Raw genomic sequence first — 18,312 nt, 5'->3', positions numbered from 1 at the left:
AGCTTTCAAACGTTGTGTTTGACCATCTAATTTAGATGCTACTGCATAGCCTGATGCATCGTCTGCCGCGTTGTTTACACGGAAACCAGAAGACAAACGTTCTAGCGATTTGTCCATCGCTTTGCTGTTTGCGTTCAAGTTTTTTAGTGCAGTCATTGCTGCGTTGTTGGTTTGTACTGTTAATGCCATGATTCTCTCCGTAGATTGCTTGTATTTTTTTACCCGTAAACGACCTCATGCCCTGTTACGTTTGCATCTTGCAGTTGGTAAAAGAAGCTTCTTGCCTCTCGTGTGAGATTACCTATCGCTGGTTGTTGTTCCGACTTTAGAAATAAGTTTAACTTTCTTTTTTTGACCGCTTCATGTTGACGCTGCTATAGCGACTGGCTACCTTACCCATAGTTTTTGGATTTACTTTTAGGAGATGAACATAGATGGCAATCATAAATGTAACAGATGATAGTTTTGATAATGATGTATTGAAGGCATCAGGTGTTGTACTTGTCGATTTTTGGGCGCCTTGGTGTGGCCCTTGCAAACAAATTGCACCTTTGTTGGAAGAAGTTGCGGCGGAAATGGGCGATAAAATCACTATTGCTAAAATTGATATTGATGACAACCCTAACACACCAGGTAAATACGGTGTGCGTGGTATTCCTACATTGAGTATCTTTAAAGATGGCAATGTACAAGGAACAAAAGTAGGTGCTGTCAATAAAGGCAAGTTGGTTGATTTTATTAACGAACATCTAGATTAACTTTATATCTAAGGTATAAAAGGTGGCAATATTTCAGTTTTTGCAAAAGGTAGAGTTTAACTCTGCCTTTTTTGCATCCAAATTGCTAAAAATGTATTTGTCTTTAGCTTTCACAAGCCTGCTTTTGGGTTTACTTTGGAAAAACTTTGATTTGCCACCCACAACCCCGCAAGGTTTTGGTATTGCTTTTTATCAACATGTGCTGGGTCACTTGGATGGAAGGGCTTGCCCTGCATACCCTGTATGCTCGGCATATGCTAGAGAAGCCATTCAAACCCATGGGGCTTTGGTAGGCTCTTGGTTGATGATTGATCGATTGATTCATGAAACGGGTGATTTATCTGTGGGCCCTTGGATCAATTGGAAAGGTGAAAAACGATTGTATGATCCGCTCGAGCGAAACGATTTTTGGTTGGAGAACGAACATGAACATTGATTTAGTACAGCAGAACATATTGAAACAAACATTGAAACAAAAACAACATGAGCGTGGTTTTACCTTGCTAGAGATTATGGTGGTGTTGGTGATTATTGGTGTACTTGCTGCCATGGTTGCACCACGATTTATTGAGCGAGCCGATGAAGCGAAAGTTGATGCAACACGAGCACAAATCCAGAACATTGAGCAAGCTATGAAGTTGTATCGCTTGCAACATGGGCGTTACCCTTCTTCTTCTGAAGGTATCCAAGCTTTGGTTTCTCCCGGAAAAAATGGCAAACGTTATTTAGATAGTTTGCCTAAAGATGCATGGGGCAATCCATTTATTTATTTGTCACCTGGGGTGCATGGTGATTTCGATATTTTGTCTTATGGTGCTGATGCCAAAGCAGGCGGTTCAGGTTTTGATGCTGATATTGGCAACTGGGATGCGCAAAAATAGAACTTCTTTCGCCGCATAAACATACGCAAGCAGGGTTCACCCTGCTTGAGATTCTTTTGGTGATTGTGATGATTGCTGTGACTTCAGCCATGGTTGTGCCATCGTTAGATATTTCGGGTGCATCTTTGGAAGATGAATCAGACAGGCTTCAATCCACATTACGTTTTGCCTCTCAAGAAGCGCAACTTTCAGGGCAACCACTGCGCTGGGTAGCAACCAAAACAGGCTGGCATTTTGAGGTTTTACTATCAGATAAACAGCAACAACAAAATCAAGGTTTTGACGCGCTATCGCCCACATTGCCCACAACAGCATATATTGAGCCTAGCTACACATGGGAAATCTATGAAGAACCACCATTACAAACATACCAGTTGCCAGCCCCCCTTATCATTCAAGCCGTTGAACAAGCCATTGAATTTGATTTTGGTGTAGAAGTAAAAAGCAAGGCGCAGGGAAAAGAAAAGGAGCCTATTTTAGGTCAAGTGCTCTTTTTACCCGATGGCACAACATCGCTGAGCGATATTATACTGGCAAGCGAAGATGAAACGGTAAAACCCATCGTATTACGCGTTCGCCCTGGTCCTGCGGGTATTCACCTGAAAAAAGAGGGTGAACGTTAGGTTTTTACGAGTTTAATGAGTGTTTTCAAAGCTTTATCAAAATCATCATTGATGATTTGGTATTGTGCTTCATGGGCATGATCCATTTCGGCTTGTGCAGCGGCAACACGTTGTTCAATCACGCAGGAATCATCTTGTCCTCTATGGGTTAAACGCTCGCGTAAGACATCAATGGATGGTGGTAGAATAAAAATACGTGTGGCAGCAGGGATTTTTTCAGCCACTTGTGCAGCACCTTGCCAGTCAATTTCTAATAATACGTCTTTACCTTGGTTGAGTAGGGATTCGACATCACTTTGACGTGTGCCGTAATAATTGCCATGTACCAAAGCCCATTCAAGGAATGCACCTGCTTCTTTCTGCTTTTCAAATTCAGCAATACTTAAAAAATGATACTCGCGCCCATCTTGTTCGCCAGGTCTTGGGCTGCGCGTGGTGCAAGAAATGGATAAGTTGAGGTTGGGGCAGGCTTCAAGCAATTTGCTGCACAAGCTGGATTTACCAGCACCTGAAGGACCAGAGATGATAAAGAGTTTACCGCTCATGCTGTTCGTCCTGTGAGTTGGTTGTATTTATGTTTGAGCTCGTCTTCACTTTCGACACGGTTGGGGTCTTTGGGGATACAATCCACAGGGCAAATGGCAACACATTGAGGCTCATCATAATGCCCGATACATTCGGTGCATAAGTCTGGGTTGATTTCAAAGATGTCTGTGCCTTCAAAAATGGCATCATTGGGGCATTCAGGCTCACATACAGCGCAGTTGATGCAGTCGTCAGTAATCAATAATGCCAAAGTTTTCTCCCAATCGTGTACATAAAAGCAAAACCCTACAAATAAAGCATTGAATCACAAGGTCATACCTGTTTCACTTGCTCGTAGTAAGCATGTATAAGGATAATGAGATGACGATAAGAACCAAACAGCAAATACTGCTATTTATTCTTTTGCTGGCAGCAGACCAGTGGAGCAAGTGGTGGATTGAGCAACAGCTTCCTTTTTTTCATATGGTGGTGGTTGATGGCTTTTTTAATCTGGTCAGAGCGCATAATTATGGTGTGGCATTTTCCATGTTTGCCGATTGGAATCATGCATGGCGAACCAATTTGTTGCTGGGTGTAACCATAGGTATTGCTGTGGTTGTCAGCGTATGGTGGTGGCGAGAACGGCACAGGGCAGGGCTTGAGTCATGGTTGCTTGTGCTGATATTGGTGGGCGCTGCGGGTAATATCTTGGATAGATTATACCTTGGTTATGTGGTGGACTTTATTGATTGGTATGTTGTTTGGGATGGGAAAGCATACCACTGGCCAGCGTTTAATATTGCAGATGCCTGTATTTCTGTGGCAGTTGTGCTTTTGTTAGTACGCAGCTTTAAAAAACCATAAGTGTTTATGCTTATTGATAAAATTAAGAACAGAGAAAGTGGTATTATACTCTATGGTATCACACCACCAAAGCAAGGTACTTCACCTAAGCATATTCAAGATATTGCCCATAAACAGGTTGAACGTTTGCTTGGTTTGGGTATTGATGGTTTGGTCTTGTATGATATTCAAGATGAGATATCTCGCACATCACAAACACGACCTTTCCCCTTTATGGCGACGCTGGATGCTTTTGATTACAGTCAAAATTACTTGCAGGATTTAAATGTTACACAAATTATTTACCGAGCTGTTGGTAAGTATACGCAAGCGGAATTAAGCCAATTTTTACAAGCTATATCACCACATGAACAACTGACGGTGTTTGTAGGGGCTGCTGCCAAGTCACAAGCTGTGACATTGTCTATGGATGAAGCTTATGCTTTACGGTCATCGCTGCATCCTGATGTGTTATTGGGTGGGGTAACCATCCCCGAACGACACCAAAGCAAAGGTGATGAGCATCTTCGTGTATTTCATAAAATGAAACAGGGCTGTTCATTTTTTGTGTCACAAGGGGTGTATGATGTCAATGCAGCTAAGGATTTTTTATCCGAATACTACTATTATGGTTTGGAACACCATATTCCACTTGTGCCTATTTTATTTACATTAACACCGTGTGGCTCGCCCAAAACATTAGCCTTTATGAAGTGGTTGGGTATTCATGTGCCCAGGTGGTTGGAGAATGAGCTGATTCATGCCGAAGATATTTTGCAAACATCGGTAGATGTTGCAGAGAAAAACTGGCTTGAACTCAAAAGTTTTGCAGATGAAAAAGGTATTCCTATTGGCTGCAATATTGAAAGTGTGGCTATTCGTAAAGTGGAAATTGATGCGTCTATTGCGTTATTAAAGCGTATTCAACAGTCGCTTAAATAAATGCCCAAGCCAGTAAGGTATAACGTGCCAACTTACCTATGCCGACCAACACGATAAACAGGTAGATATGATAACGCAATGCGCCTGCGACCAAGCATAAAGGATCGCCAATGATAGGTAGCCAAGCAAAGAGTAGAGCAGGTGTACCCCATTTCTTGAAATAGTTTTCAGCTTGTTGCTGTTTGGCGAGTGAGATATGAAACCACTTATGGCTGAATTGGAAACCATATTTACCCATGTAGTAGGTGATGATACTTCCCAATACATTGCCAGATGTTGCTATGGTCACAAGTAGGTAAGGGTTGCTGCTGGCATCTTGCAAACGAAAAATGAGCAGTGCCTCTGAACCACCAGGGAAAAGGGTGGAGGAAATTAGCGCTGAGAAAAAAAGTGTCCAGTCAAGTTGCGTAAACCATATCATCTCTGCCTAGTTCAATGCTAAAATGCTGATATTGCAAGTTTTGCTTTCGATGTGGTGGTTTAGGTGCTCTGGATATCAGGTACCAACGCATGATTTATTCAGAGCCTCCTAAACATATTCATAAACTTATTTCGGTGAGACACTGGGTAATGATGGTATCAAATTCTGGGTCTCGAGTTTTGATTTCAACTTCTTCAATATTGGCAAGGTTAGGCAAGTGTTGATGGCTAATATGATCTGCTAGGGTGAGAATTTTTGCATTGATGCAGTTGTTGATGCTGCTGTGGTGCTGTTGTATAAGCTGACAGAATTCATTAGGGAATCCCCATTGTTTTAAGACAATAGCGCCGACCTGTGCATGGTCGATACCGTATGTTTGTTGTTCAGCTTGAATAAGCTCTTCGCCAATAAAGTTGGCAAAACTTTGTTCAAAGTATTGGGGGTCAATACGTATACCTAAGATGGCTCTGCCTATATCGTGAAGTAGCCCGCTTAAAAACAACGCTTCGGCGTTAAGCTGGTTTTTCTTGGGTAGTTGGATGCATATTTTTCGACATGTTTGCCCCACAGCAAAGGCATGTGCCCAAAAACGACGCATGTTTGAAATGCCCGTGGGCAGTGAGAAACCATATAATAAAGACATCGATAAGGCGATGCTGCTGGTTTCGCTTCGCCCTAGCCGAGAAATGGCAAATGATAAGCTGCTGGCAGGTTTGTTCAGTGGATTGTAATAGGATGAGTTTGCAATTTTGACGATAGTGGCGGCAATGATTTGGTCACGCTCTATGGCTTGGGTTAGGTCTTGCAGTGTTGATTCAGGCGTATTGAGTACACTTTGAATATGCAGGAATAAATCAGGCAATGTTGGTAGGTCATCGATACTGTTTAATGTATCGATGGTTGATTGGCGTAAAAGTTTGATTGGGCTCATGGCTGCAATAAAGCAAAAAAAGTGCCATGTTTTGATTTGTTATGATATTGCGGAGTTAAAGTTGTGACGTGTATCATTTTTTAGTCTACACTGCTGATTAGTTTGGTGTTGTAGGTTGAAGTAGGTGACAAGTTATTAAACTATGTTTAACTTTCAGCCAAGATTATTGTTTGTTTTCCCTAAGGAGAAAGTTATGAAAAAAATACACACATTATTGGCGGCCTCTGCTCTGCTTTTTGCTAGCCAAGCCCATGCTGCAAGCATTGTAGGCTTTTCAGGAGCACAAGCTGCATATACTGGTTATACACAAGATTTGGCTGCAGCAGCATGGATGAATCCAAGCAACTCTGCTGAACCTCATTCTTCAGGCATTTTACCGTTTGGTATTCAAGCAGCAGTTGAAGTCGCAGCGCTAAAAATCGACCCTAATGCTGCACAATGGCAAGCTGTAAACTATAACCAGTCAACAATCCCTTTGCCTAGAGTGCGTTTGTCCGCAGGCATCCCGTTTGGTTTGGACGTTGGTTATATGACCTTGTCGTCGAAAGACTTGGGCATTGATCTTAAGGGTTATGAGGTTCGCATGGCATTTGGTAATTACATCCCTGTGCCCATGTTGGAAGCGAATGTGCGGTATCACACAAGCAAACTGACTTTGACCGATTTGGAAGTTAAAAACACAGGTTATGCTCTGATGGTTGGTGCAAACCTACCTATTGTTAAACCTTATATTGAGGTTGGTACAGTAACATCAACATCTTCTGCAACAGGTGCTTTAGCAGCTTTTCAACAGCTTGATGAAACCAATTCTACAATGGCTTTGGGTGCGAAAATTGAATTGGCATTTTTCGTTGTTAATCTAGAAAAATCGACTGTTGGTAGTAAAGATTTAACAACTGTGAAATTAGGCTTTGAATTTTAAGCGAACCTTCATTGTTTTTTGAAGTTTTTAAGCCCACGCAAACTATGTTTAGTTTGGGTGGGCTTTTATTTTTATAGGCGGTAATTTTTTTTGGGTAGTAATATGAATCCTCAGCAGTGGTTGGTAGAGCATGGTGATATATTGTATCGTTTTGCCATGCAACGTGCTCAAAATGAGGATTTAGCGGCAGATTTGGTACAAGATACCTTGTTGGCGGCTTGGAAAAGTAAAGATTCTTTTTCAGGGAATTCCACAGTTCGGACTTGGCTCATTGGAATTTTAAAGCATAAGTGGATTGATTATTTACGCAAAGAAATCAGGCAACGGGATTATGCAACCTTGGCTGAAGGTGACCCCACGGCATGGTTTGACCCCAACAATGGATCGTGGTTAAAAAAACCACAGCAATGGCATGATGACCCAGCGAGTTTATGCCAAGACACACAGTTTTTTCAGGTATTACAAACTTGTGTGCAATATTTGCCAGAAAAGCAACGTTTGGTGTTTGATATGCGGGAGTTGCAAGGTTTGGATTCTGATGAAATTTGTAAGGCGTGTGATGTTTCCGCGACCAATGTACACGTATTGTTGCACCGTGCTCGGCTTGCTCTGCGGCAATGTTTAGAAACACATTGGTTTGGAGGCAAGAAACCATGGTAAATATAAGATGAAACATGCATGTGAAGAGATAAGTCGCTTAGCTTCTGAGAAGTTAGAGCGTAGCTTAAGCTTCATGGAAAGCATTCGCCTGCGCTTGCATTTGCTGATGTGCTCGGCGTGTAGGCATTATGATGCTCATATTACAACCCTACATAAGGTATTGAAGATAAGGCGGAAAAACACTTTAGATACGGTGCGTTTGCCACAGCATAAAAGAAAAAAGATTGAAAAAGCACTTAAAGATTCATCCAGTGATTAAATAAGTTACTTATAAACTGAAACTTTCAGTGATGATTTGTTTGTGAAATGATGATTTAACTTTTAGAGTTACCCCAGCATCATGATAAAGTCATTAAAATATTACTGTTGCAATAAAGGAGTTAAACTTTGACCAGTGATACACAAGTAGGTTTAGCTCCTATTGCTGATGTGCCACGTTTCCCCGTACGTTGGCGCTGGACTATGGTGGTTGGTCTTGCTGTAACCCTTGCTGTCGCAGTATTATCATTGATTGTTTTGGATATGGAACGGGATGCTTGGTTGAATAATCAAGAAACACAAGCAGGTGTGCAAGTGAGCAGGTTGGGTGATGAATTAAAAATACCCATGTTGGCGGGAAGTGCGGCTGAAACAGATTTTGTTATGCGCAACTTTGCGGAAAAAGTGCCTTATGTAACAGCCGTGTTTTTTAAAAGTTCATCATCACAAGTTTGGTCGGTTGGTGAGCTGGGCAATATTGAACAGGTTTTAGCGGATGTTGAGCTTTCGAATGAAACCATACGTTTACCCGTTGATGACTTATGGTTTGCTAAGCAGGTAACCTATGGTGGAACCAATATTGCACTGATTGCGGTGCGTTATTCCGAAGAAGCATGGGATGCCATTGCGAGTCAATTGTTGCAGCGTATGTTGTTGGCTGCATTTTTTGTGATTGTATTGTCAGGTGTATTTGTGTACTGGCTTGCAGGACGTATGAGTAAACCGCTAGAAGATTTGGCTTTGGCTGCGCGGCATGTGGCACATGGTGATTACCATCAACACTTGGAAATTGTAGGTAATGATGAGTTAAGTGATGCCGCTGGGCAGTTTAACAAAATGGTTGAAGAATTGGCGCATAAAGAAGAAATGCGAGCAGTGTTGGGTCGTTATCTTAACCCAGAATTGGTGACCGATGTGTTTGAAAGTCGTGGTCTGGGTAAATTAGAAAACCGCAAACAAGAAGTCACAGTGTTATTCGCCGATATGGTTGAGTTTACAGCATTTTCAGAAACCACAGATACCGAAGAAGTGGTTGAAGTACTTAACCAAAACTTTGAAGTTTTTCACCGTATTATCGATTATTATGGTGGTCATGTGGATAAGTATATTGGTGATGCCGTGATGGCGGTTTTTAATCATCCCAAGCAAGATACTCAGCATGTTCGCAATGCTGTGATGGCTGCAGTTGCTATGACTGAGGCATGCCGAAAATTAGCTGTATTACGCAAAGATGGTAAGGCTGTTTCTTTTCGTGTTGGTTTAAATTGTGGTGATGTTATTGTTGGTAATATTGGTGCTGCAGAACGCTTGGAATATACAGTGATTGGTGATGCTGTGAATGTGGCTTCGCGTATGGGTGGTTTGGGTGAAGGTGGCGAAGTTGTGTTACCATTTTCTACATTTGAGGCAGCAGGAGAAGGTTTTTCTTTCCAAGATATGGGGGAAATTTCTGTCAAAGGTGTGAGTGAACCTTTGCGTTGTGGTGTAGTCAATATTGTGGATGACACTTTGTACCATGATATGTGCATTTCTGTTGCTATGGCATTTGATTCAACGCTACCTACCGATGTAAGAATGATTATTGGAGATATTGAAGAATGAACCAGCGCGTATATATCATGTTGATTGCTGTTTTGCTTTTGTCAGGTTGTGCTGGTAAGGGTGGTTTTAATGATTTTCGCGTATCGGTAGGTTTGATTAGCCCATACAAAGCTGCTGAAGAAGCATTTAAGAAGGGTGAAATGATGGAGGCGAGGCAACGTTTGGTGTCCATCAAAAAAACAGATGAAGACTATGCCAAAGCACGTAGGTTTTTAAATAATAAAGTTGACCCCGCACGTTTAAAACTATTGCGTTATTATGCTAGAAAGGGGAAAAGCGAAGAAGAAGCGGGTCATTGGGCTCAGGCTGAAGAGGCATATAAAACTGCAGCGGGTTTATCACGCAGTCCTAAGGCTTTGTTGCGTTATCAAAAGGCGATGAACATTAAAACACGTCAATTGCGCATGCAAAGCTTGTATAGGCAGCGTTTGCAAGAAGATAATGCTTGGTTGGAGTGGCTAGATAATTATACACCACCGCGTGGTTTATTGGGTGATGATGTTTCATTTGTCTTGGCGCGTGATGATTTGGCTGAGGTATTGGAGTATCGGGTTGATCATGCATTGTGGTTGGCAAACAAACATAAAAAATTGGATTTGCCTGAAATTGCTTGGGTGTATGCAGACTCTTATTTACGATTCAAACCTGATTCTAAAAAAGCAATGGACTTAAAGCAGTCCATGGAAAAGTTGATTCCCAATGGAATAAGCATTGAGAAAACAGATAAGAAGTTGGTATCTAAAAAGCCGAAAAAAGTGTCGCCTATCAAAAAAATACATAAAAAAGTGGCTAAGAAGGATGTGCAGGCTTTGATGAAGGTGGGTAAATGGGCACAAGCCAAACGCGCTGCTTTAAGTTTACGCCGACAAGGTAACCCTGATGCAGATGGTCTGCTTAAAGTGATTGAACAAAAAACATCTGCATTGGCGGCAAGTGCTTATGAGCAGGGTAATATTGCATTCCGTAAAGAACATATTGACCAAGCTGTTTCCTTTTGGGAAAAAGCCGTGCAATGGATGCCTGATGAACAATTATATGTCGACACATTAAGAAGAGGGCGCAAAGTACAAGAGCGTTTGGCTGCATTAAAACGTGAGGAAAGCCCTGCTGAAAAAGAGAGTAAGGTTGAGGAATAAACATGCGTGATTCGATTGTGATGCCACGCCGTAAAACACGGCAGATTATGGTGGGTGATGTGCCCGTGGGTGGTGATGCACCGATTGCTGTGCAATCCATGACCAATACCTTGACCACTGATATTGATGCCACCGTAGCGCAAGTCTTTTCCTTGGAAGAAGCGGGTGCTGATATTGTGCGTATTTCTGTACCTGATGCCGAATCTGCTGCTGCCATGCCTGAAATTTTAGCACAAACCAATCTCCCCATTATCGCTGATATTCACTTTAGCTATAAAATGGCATTGCTTGCGCTTGACGCCGGTGTGCATGGTCTACGCTTAAACCCAGGCAATATTGGAAGCCGTGATAGGGTAGAGCGCGTGGTCAAAGCTGCACAAGAGCGTGGTGTGTCTATTCGTATTGGGGTGAACGCGGGTTCTTTGGAAAAAGAAGTGAATGAAAAGTATGGTGAGCCATGTGCCGATGCCATGGTGGATTCTGCTTTGGGGCATATTCGTATTCTTGAAGATATGAACTTTAACGACATCAAAGTCTCACTTAAAGCCAGTAATATTCCTATGACGGTGGCTGCATATCGCAAGCTTGCAGATAAAGTGGATTATCCGTTTCATTTGGGTATCACCGAGTCAGGTTCATTGTTTGGCGGCACTGTCAAATCCTCGGTAGGTCTTGGTCTTATCTTGGCAGATGGCATTGGCGACACGATTCGTGTGTCACTGGCTGCTGAACCCAAAGAAGAAATTAAAGTAGGCTTTGAAATTCTTAAAAGCCTTGGTTTAAGGCATCGCGGGGTAAACCTCATTGCTTGCCCATCATGTGCGCGGCAGAAGTTTAATGTGATTGAAACTGTACAAGTCTTAGAAGAGCGCTTAGCGCATATTCAAGAGTCTGTGGATGTGGCAGTGATTGGTTGCGTGGTCAATGGACCAGGCGAGGCTAAAGAAGTGGATTTGGGCATCACCGGTGGTTATCCTGTGCATACGTTTTACCATGATGGTGAAAAGTTTGGCAAAGTGCGCTCGAATACGATGATTGATAGTTTGGTTGAAGAAGTAGAGAAACGAGCAGCAGCGATTCGTGCGGAAAAAGAAGCGGGAGCACAAAACAATGCTTAAATATATCATGGTTGCTGTGCTTGCATTTACTTTAGTAGGTTGTACCCAAGAAACACAAAATAAGATTGGTCGTGCAGTGCAAAACTGGACGGGTGTCAATGGTGTGTTGGAAGTATATGCAGGCAATAAATTGGTCAAACGTTTTCTTGAAATCGATAAGTTGACCACAGCCGTATCCACCAATGGTGATACACCGCGTCCATACCGCTTTGGTTATGGTATTTTAGATGAAAACCTAAACATGGTTGCCGATAAACATGAAAAGAAAGTTTATTTCGAGTTTTCTGACTACTCTACGCCTTATATTTTTTATACTTATCCGAAGTGAAGTTAAGAGTCTGTATTAACTTCTCTTGATACTTAAGTTAGTAAAATCTTAATCAGTTCCACTTCAATTGTCGACTCTATATGTTTGTTGTAAAATTTATAAGGTACAAATTGATAATTATTCATAAGACCCTAACCTCTTTTTTTCGAATTGGAGCTCACACAAGTTTAAGGATTTTGAAAAGGGTGATGTCACGTTCCCATATTTTACTTAATTGACGCTTATTTTCTTTGGGATGATATTATCACTGAAGTATTTGAATATGTTGGGGTCAAAGCATCTTTTATTATTTTTCATTATTTTAACGGCTTCTGTATCGCTGATCGACGCCCTATATGACCTGTTTGTTGTTAAAGCATCGAAGTAATCTGCGACTCTTATTATTCGAGCAATTAAAGGGATGTCTTCACCATGTAAACCTTTAGGGTATCCACCACCATCATAGTCTTCATGATGAAATAATATTGCTTCTGTTAGTAATTTGTTTGGTGAAATTGATCGTATAAGTTTTTCACCTAATGTTGTATGGCTTTGAATCATTATATATTCAGCTTCAGTGAGCTTCGTAGACTTGTTTAATATATTCTCATTTATAGCCAGTTTTCCAATATCGTGTAATAGGGCACATGTTTTAACATTTTTAATGTCTATAAGCTGTTTGGGAAACATTTGGTGAGCAATGTTTACAGTAATTTCGGCTACACGTTCGCAGTGACCTTTAGTGTATGGATCACGCAACTCTAGTATATTAGATAAAAGGTCTGCTGCCTGATCAAGAGCTATATTAAGATCAAATATACTTTGTAGGTGCTGCTTTATTTCTTTAGATTGAATGGATATAACTTTTTCTAGGTTGTTGTTGGTATCATGTTTCATAGCAATATCCCCTCATGAGCTTGTGCAGTAATACATCAGGGTTTTATCTGATATTGCATATTAAAGCCGAAACATGAATGCCCCACTCGTCTTTACAAGCCATTTTAATATAAGAAAAAATTATTGCTATGTCAATATCTATGCCGTTTTTGTGCTTTGTTCTTCTTCTACATCTGCAAGTGGCTCAAATAGCGATTGTAGTTCGGCTTCTGTCCACAGGGCGCTGCCTTTGCTGCCGCTGCCGTGAATGCTATCTGCCAAGGCGCGTTTGCGCTCTTGCATCTCTAATATCTTCTCTTCCACTGTGCCTATGGTGGTGAGTTTGTACACGAATACGGGTTTATCTTGTCCGATACGATGTGCACGGTCGGTGGCTTGGTCTTCGGCTGCTGGATTCCACCATGGGTCGAAGTGAATCACTGTGTCTGCGGCGGTTAAATTCAAACCTGTACCACCTGCTTTTAGACTGATGAGGAAGATTGGTACTTCACCATTTTGGAATTGTTCTACAGGGGTGATGCGGTCACGGGTTTGCCCAGTGAGTTTGACATAAGGTAAACCCAATTCATCACATAGGTTTTCAATCAAGCGTAACATTTCGGCAAACTGTGAGAACAGAAGAATTTTGCGACCTTCCTCCACCATTTCAGGCAACATTTCTCTTAGCATATTGGTTTTGGCGGATGGGATACCATCGGTATCCATTTGTTTAACCAAACGTGGGTCGCAACATACTTGGCGCATTTTCATCAAGGCATCAAGTACAATGATTTGGCTTTTCGCCACACCCATAGCCGCTACCGAGTCGCGGACTTTTTTCTGCATGGCAAGACGAACACTTTCATACAAGGCGCGTTGTCCACCTTCAAGCTCAACACTACGCACAATATTACTCTTGGCAGGCAACTCTTTTGCCACATCTTCTTTCATCCGGCGCAACAAGAATGGGCGCACCCGAATATTTAGGGCATCTTGGCGTGATTCGCTGCCATCTTGTTCAATGGGTTTGCGGAACAAATTGCCAAAGTTCTTTTGGTCGTACAAATAACCAGGCATCAAGAAATCAAACTGCGCCCAAAGCTCACCCAAATGATTTTCAATGGGTGTACCCGTCAAACAAATACGATGGCGTGCATTAAATTCGCGCACCAGTTGAGAGGCTTTGGCTCTTGGATTTTTGATATTTTGCGCTTCATCCAAAATCAACATGTGGTAAGGTTCATCAATAAGGAAACCTGCATCACGGGGTAGCAGTGGGTAGGTGGTGAGCACAAGGTCGTATTGTGCTATATTATCAAAATAGCGTGAGCGGTGCGCACCATGCAAGACCAATACTTTCAAATCGGGCGTAAACTTTTGTGCTTCCATGCGCCAGTTGTGCATCAAACTTGTGGGGGCAATGACCAATGCAGGATGTTGCAACCTGCCATCTTCTTTTTCTTTGAGTATACAGGCGAGGGTTTGGATGGTTTTACCCAAACCCATATCATCGGCTAAAATACCGTGTACACCTGTGCGCATCATCATTTGTAACCAATTCAAACCTTCGCGCTGATAATCCCTAAGCTCGGCTTTTAGGCCTTGAGGCGGCTCGATAACCAGAGCTTCTTGGGTGTTGACCAAACTGCCCACAATATCCAACCATTTTTTATCATCTTTGATTTTAACTTTTTCGTGTTTTTCTAAATCTTGTTTGATGGCAAGCATTTGCACGCCTGATACTTCTTTTTCAACTACACCCGTTGTGGCAAAAAGCTCCATCATATGTTTAAGAATACTAAACAACATATTGCCAGGTATGGACAACATACGCCCATCAACCAATGGTAATGGTACATGTTCTACGTCTTTAATGGTGCTGAGCATGGCATCAGATAAACGCTCGGGTTCTTCCTTGATCCATGCGGCAATGGCATCAATTAAATCAATGGACTCACCATTATCTATGGTTGCCGTGAACTCAGCGGTACCCATCAGCCCTTCGCCTGCAACACCAAGGTTAAAGCTAGATGCAGTAAGTAAGTTGTAGCGGAAGCGTTCACCAATTTCGATGCGGAAACCTGCATCTTCTAGGGCGGGCACTGTTTTTGCCATAAAGGTAATCCAGTCGTTATCCACCAAGGTAAAACTTGGTAATACGCCTGCTTTTTTAAGCTTAATTGCCATGGCGCGAGATGTGGCTGTCACCCCATGCGCCATAAGTTGAATCATGGCTTGTTTTTCAAAGTCTAAGTCGCGAATATATTCGATGAGATGACCGTCTTGTTTGCTGCGCACAGGTTCATCAGTGTCGCCAAACTTGGTTTGTTCATCACCATATTCAAACCAAACATCCAAACCATCAAAATATTGACCGTAGATGTTGGAGTGAATGGCAAGCGAATCAAAAACGAGTACCGTGGTTGGTGTGATGCTTTCCTGTTTAAGCTGCAAACGCTCAGGCTGTGGAACAAAACTTGGAAGCTGAGGGAATAATACTTCATCGGTATTGTCGGTAATATCTTGTGGTTTTAAGGGTAAAATACTGAGTAGTTCGCGTGTTTGTTCGGGTGAACAAGGCTGCTCTACTTCACCACACGTATTTTGTGAAATATCGAGGTAGTGGGGTGGTGAAAGCGGCAGTAACATAGCTTCAGGCTCTGTGCGTAGGCTTAATGTTTGTACGCCTTGGGCATCCATATCCCAAAACCATTCCCCATGGCGTTTATCACCCATTGTTAAAGGCGCTCTATCTTTGTCCCACCAATGACAGCGACCTGTCTTAATCACACGCTCTAACATTTCAACACCAGCAATGCCTTCTAAACGAATGGTATCACCTGATGCTGCGAAACTATTGGCAGCATCACGTAAAATACGTTCATCCATCGATAAAATATAACGCGGTACACTGCGGATTAAGATACTTTTGCAGGAATAGGGGGTGGCTTTACCATACTTATCATTTTTGAGTAAACGCACGGACTCAAATTGTAAACGTACGCCTTTTTTTCCATCAGGTTTTAAAATATAAATGAGTCGTTGGCGTACATCGGCAGGATATTCATCGCGGGACTGTACATTCGATGTCGTTTGCCCAACCACACCCAACCAATGGTGGAAAGGTACGGCCTCCTCTTTCTTTTGCCGTTTTTTGCGTGGTAAGTTGGAGTTTTCAGCCATGACAGCATACAAAGCTGCTGCGACATGTTTACAATTAAACTGCACAGGGCATGAGCAATCACCATCAATGTCGTGTTCATCAAAACTGATAGATACTTTATAAGGTTTGGGTTTACTGCCAATGACTTCTGCTGACACCGTTTGGTTTTTGGCATCAAAGTTTAGCTTTTCGACATGCCCATTTTTAAAATATTCACGCCCACGTTTTAAATAAACATCATCAAGGTTGTCTTCTGCCAATGCTTGCGTGATTTCTACTGTCATGGTTGCCCCAATTTTTTATTATGTGCAAATAAAGAGCAGGGCATTCTCATCAAGAACGTACAGGATGCAACAGCTAAAATAATGCTTGCTTTATGTGGTATAAGCTGGTGCCAAATTAAACTGGCTATTTACTTAAAGTAAAAAAAACTATGTTATAAAACAGCTTGTTGATGCACTTCTAGCCAAGAGGCTAAGTTTATGTTTTTACTGGTTAAAACATCACTACGAATGGTATTGTCTATTTGAAGCCTAAGCAGGGAGAAAGAACCGCGTTGTTTTAACGCGTTGGTATTTTGTGTAGCCAAGCTTAATCCGTTATCACTGGCCCTTTGGAACCACATTTCAGCAGTATTTTTATCAGCTTTTATGCCCCGACCTTGGGCATACATATAACCCATAGCATTTTGAGCTGGCGCAAAGTTCTTTTCGGCAGATTTTTTATACCAAAACAAGGATTTTTGATCACTTTGTTGAATGCCAGAGCCTGTACGGTACTGGGTAGCAAGGTTGAACATGGCTTTAATGTTTCCAGAAGAAGCAGCTTTTTGGAACCATTGGACAGCGGTTTTGGGTGAGTATTTTACACCTTGCCCTTCTAAGAATAAACTTGCATACATGTTCTGGGCAGCAGTATCACCTTGTTTAGCAAGTTGGTAAAAATAATCAGCCGCTTTTTTATAATCGCGGTCTATGCCTCTACCATTGTAATACAATACACCCAAATTATAGGAAGCATTGCGGTCACCAAGTTTGGCTGCTTGTTGATACCAATATATGGCTTCTTTTTCACTACGCCCTACGCCTCTGCCCAAATTGTAGAAAAGACCAAGCATCATTTTAGCGCTGGCATTTTCATTATTGGCAGCTTGTTTCCACCAGCGGATAGCCGCATCATCATCTGGGGTAATCATATCATCACGGGCATAAATAAGACCGAGGTTAAATTGGGCTTTTGTATCTTTTTCTGCTGCCTTATTTAACCAAAACACAGCTTCTTTAGTGTTTTTTTGTTGTAAGATAAGGTCAACAGCATAATCATTTTGTGACTCAGTGATGCCACCACGTGCAGCTTGTTCTAACCATGTTTGATAATTAAAGTTTGTTTTAGGTAGACCAAGTTGCCCTTGGTGTAGGGCGACAGCTAAATTGTACATTACTTTGGCTTGTTTGGTTTGATTGCCATGATAAAGCCAGCGCCAAGCTTCATTAACCTTTTGCGGGTTTGTTATATGTTGTTGTTCCATCAAGGCGGCAGCCATGTAACCTGCTTTGACATGACCTTTGCTTGCAGCTTTTTGTAACCAATATAAAGCTTGGTTTGCTTGTGTTTGGACAAGGGTACGACCCAAGTCATATTGGGCATCAACATGGCCTTTGGTGGCTGCTTTACGTAACCATGTTAAAGCCAAACTTTCATCTTGGTCAACGGCTAGCCCTTGTTGATACATCAGCGCAAGCATGTGTTGAGATGGATAGTCACCTTGGTTAGCGAGGTCGTTTACTTCTTGGACAATACTGTTGACAAGGTTATCCGCATCGGGCATATGTTTATTTGCTGCTTGAAGCGCCCAATTTAAAGCTTGTTCTAAATTTTTATCAACACCCGAACCTGAAAAATACAATTTTGCAACTTTAAGCATCGCTTCAGGGTATGCATCTTGGGCTGCTTTTTGATACCATACTGCAGCTTCTTTCATGGATGCCCGTTGTGTGCCACGCCCAAATTCCAAAGCAATTGCATATTCGTATTCAGCTTGTGCCAGACCTTGTTTTGCAGCTTTTAATAACCAACCTGCGGCAGCAGTTTCATCTTTGTCTACACCTTGTCCTGCTTGATACATTTCAGATAGGCGAAGTTGTGCTTTGGCAATACCTTGTTTGGCGGCATTCTCATACCACTTGAAAGCATCTCCAAAACGTTTTTCTTGGTAGGCGAAGTTGCCCAGTTGCATCATGTCTGAATTCGAGGACTTCTGTATATCACCTGATCCCATAAAATAAATGCCTGCACCAGCAAGACTTGCAATGAAGAGTAGTGATAGAAGAACTTTCATAGACTAAG

At 42.0% G+C, this 18,312-nt stretch carries 21 protein-coding genes; 13 read left to right on the top strand and 8 right to left on the bottom strand.

Going from position 1 to position 18,312, the window contains the following annotated elements; genetic code table 11:
* The coding region (locus DM09_RS09225) for a flagellin N-terminal helical domain-containing protein (protein WP_038250197.1) at nt 1–189 on the bottom strand (189 nt) is incomplete at its 3' end.
* Nucleotides 190–434: 245 nt separating this feature from the next.
* Between DM09_RS09225 and trxA the strand changes: the two genes are divergently transcribed.
* Genes trxA through DM09_RS09205 form a run of 4 tightly spaced genes read left to right on the top strand, consistent with a single transcriptional unit; the run spans nt 435 to nt 2,262 of the window.
* Nucleotides 435–758, top strand: coding sequence for a thioredoxin TrxA (gene trxA / locus DM09_RS09220; RefSeq protein ID WP_038250195.1), 324 nt, complete (start codon nt 435–437; stop codon nt 756–758).
* A 22-nt stretch (nt 759–780) separates the two neighbouring features.
* Nucleotides 781–1,194 carry a membrane protein insertion efficiency factor YidD gene (yidD, locus tag DM09_RS09215; protein ID WP_232507802.1) on the top strand — a complete coding sequence of 138 codons (414 nt, stop codon included), beginning with the start codon at nt 781–783 and terminating at the stop codon, nt 1,192–1,194.
* Nucleotides 1,184–1,639, top strand: coding sequence for a type II secretion system major pseudopilin GspG (gspG, locus tag DM09_RS09210; RefSeq protein ID WP_038250193.1), 456 nt, complete (start codon nt 1,184–1,186; stop codon nt 1,637–1,639). Before yidD ends, gspG begins: the two co-directional genes overlap by 11 nt.
* Nucleotides 1,621–2,262: a pilus assembly FimT family protein gene (locus tag DM09_RS09205; protein WP_081881179.1), complete on the top strand. Its 642-nt coding sequence runs from the start codon at nt 1,621–1,623 to the stop codon at nt 2,260–2,262. The genes gspG and DM09_RS09205 overlap by 19 nt, the downstream gene beginning before the upstream one ends.
* Here DM09_RS09205 and gmk read toward each other — a convergent pair.
* Nucleotides 2,259–2,807, bottom strand: a complete 549-nt coding sequence (gmk, locus tag DM09_RS09200) for a guanylate kinase (RefSeq protein WP_038250190.1) — start codon at nt 2,805–2,807, stop codon at nt 2,259–2,261. The two genes, DM09_RS09205 and gmk, sit on opposite strands and share 4 nt — an antisense overlap.
* On the bottom strand, nt 2,804–3,058 hold the full coding sequence (locus tag DM09_RS09195; protein WP_038250187.1) for a YfhL family 4Fe-4S dicluster ferredoxin: 255 nt from the start codon (nt 3,056–3,058) through the stop codon (nt 2,804–2,806). The genes gmk and DM09_RS09195 overlap by 4 nt, the downstream gene beginning before the upstream one ends.
* 110 nt (nt 3,059–3,168) lie before the next feature.
* Between DM09_RS09195 and lspA the strand changes: the two genes are divergently transcribed.
* Together lspA and DM09_RS09185 are read left to right on the top strand one after the other, a co-directional pair.
* Nucleotides 3,169–3,651, top strand: a complete 483-nt coding sequence (lspA, locus tag DM09_RS09190; RefSeq protein WP_038250184.1) for a signal peptidase II — start codon at nt 3,169–3,171, stop codon at nt 3,649–3,651.
* Between the two features lie 6 nt (nt 3,652–3,657).
* A complete protein-coding gene (locus DM09_RS09185) occupies nt 3,658–4,572 on the top strand; it encodes a methylenetetrahydrofolate reductase (RefSeq protein WP_038250311.1) in 915 nt (304 codons plus the stop codon).
* Here the strand turns inward: DM09_RS09185 and DM09_RS09180 are convergent.
* Together DM09_RS09180 and DM09_RS09175 are read right to left on the bottom strand one after the other, a co-directional pair.
* Nucleotides 4,565–4,993 carry a YqaA family protein gene (locus DM09_RS09180; RefSeq protein ID WP_038250182.1) on the bottom strand — a complete coding sequence of 143 codons (429 nt, stop codon included), beginning with the start codon at nt 4,991–4,993 and terminating at the stop codon, nt 4,565–4,567. The genes DM09_RS09185 and DM09_RS09180 overlap by 8 nt on opposite strands.
* A 118-nt stretch (nt 4,994–5,111) precedes the next feature.
* Nucleotides 5,112–5,924, bottom strand: coding sequence for an HDOD domain-containing protein (locus tag DM09_RS09175; protein ID WP_051938358.1), 813 nt, complete (start codon nt 5,922–5,924; stop codon nt 5,112–5,114).
* A 193-nt stretch (nt 5,925–6,117) separates the two neighbouring features.
* Here DM09_RS09175 and DM09_RS09170 point away from each other — a divergent pair, with 193 nt between their 5' ends.
* The 7 genes from DM09_RS09170 to DM09_RS09140 all read left to right on the top strand — a co-directional run bounded on the left by DM09_RS09170 (nt 6,118) and on the right by DM09_RS09140 (nt 11,948).
* Nucleotides 6,118–6,846: a hypothetical protein gene (locus tag DM09_RS09170; protein ID WP_038250180.1), complete on the top strand. Its 729-nt coding sequence runs from the start codon at nt 6,118–6,120 to the stop codon at nt 6,844–6,846.
* A gap of 102 nt (nt 6,847–6,948) precedes the next feature.
* Complete coding sequence (locus DM09_RS09165; protein ID WP_038250177.1) at nt 6,949–7,506, top strand: sigma-70 family RNA polymerase sigma factor; 558 nt, start codon at nt 6,949–6,951, stop codon at nt 7,504–7,506.
* A 7-nt stretch (nt 7,507–7,513) separates the two neighbouring features.
* Nucleotides 7,514–7,765 (top strand): zf-HC2 domain-containing protein, encoded by a 252-nt coding sequence (locus DM09_RS09160; RefSeq protein ID WP_038250175.1) that lies wholly within the window; start codon nt 7,514–7,516, stop codon nt 7,763–7,765.
* Between the two features lie 128 nt (nt 7,766–7,893).
* Complete coding sequence (locus DM09_RS09155; RefSeq protein WP_051938357.1) at nt 7,894–9,366, top strand: adenylate/guanylate cyclase domain-containing protein; 1,473 nt, start codon at nt 7,894–7,896, stop codon at nt 9,364–9,366.
* Complete coding sequence (locus DM09_RS09150) at nt 9,363–10,502, top strand: hypothetical protein (RefSeq protein WP_038250172.1); 1,140 nt, start codon at nt 9,363–9,365, stop codon at nt 10,500–10,502. Before DM09_RS09155 ends, DM09_RS09150 begins: the two co-directional genes overlap by 4 nt.
* A gap of 2 nt (nt 10,503–10,504) precedes the next feature.
* Nucleotides 10,505–11,620, top strand: a complete 1,116-nt coding sequence (gene ispG / locus DM09_RS09145) for a flavodoxin-dependent (E)-4-hydroxy-3-methylbut-2-enyl-diphosphate synthase (protein WP_038250169.1) — start codon at nt 10,505–10,507, stop codon at nt 11,618–11,620.
* The gene (locus tag DM09_RS09140) at nt 11,613–11,948 is read left to right on the top strand and encodes a hypothetical protein (protein WP_038250166.1); all 336 of its coding nucleotides are present in this window, start codon (nt 11,613–11,615) and stop codon (nt 11,946–11,948) included. Before ispG ends, DM09_RS09140 begins: the two co-directional genes overlap by 8 nt.
* A 210-nt stretch (nt 11,949–12,158) precedes the next feature.
* Here DM09_RS09140 and DM09_RS09135 read toward each other — a convergent pair whose 3' ends face one another.
* From DM09_RS09135 to DM09_RS09125, 3 genes are all read right to left on the bottom strand, one after another.
* Nucleotides 12,159–12,824, bottom strand: coding sequence for an HD-GYP domain-containing protein (locus DM09_RS09135; protein WP_051938356.1), 666 nt, complete (start codon nt 12,822–12,824; stop codon nt 12,159–12,161).
* Between the two features lie 138 nt (nt 12,825–12,962).
* Nucleotides 12,963–16,250, bottom strand: a complete 3,288-nt coding sequence (locus DM09_RS09130; protein ID WP_038250164.1) for a DEAD/DEAH box helicase — start codon at nt 16,248–16,250, stop codon at nt 12,963–12,965.
* 152 nt (nt 16,251–16,402) lie between these two features.
* Nucleotides 16,403–18,304, bottom strand: coding sequence for a tetratricopeptide repeat protein (locus DM09_RS09125; RefSeq protein ID WP_081881178.1), 1,902 nt, complete (start codon nt 18,302–18,304; stop codon nt 16,403–16,405).
* Between the last annotated feature and the right edge of the window lie 8 nt (nt 18,305–18,312).

Origin of the sequence: Ghiorsea bivora, assembly GCF_000744415.1 — a bacterium.
GTDB lineage: Bacteria > Pseudomonadota > Zetaproteobacteria > Mariprofundales > Mariprofundaceae > Ghiorsea > Ghiorsea bivora.
The sequence above is the reverse complement of the archived record's forward strand: the minus strand, read 5'-3'. Positions and strand labels throughout refer to the sequence as shown.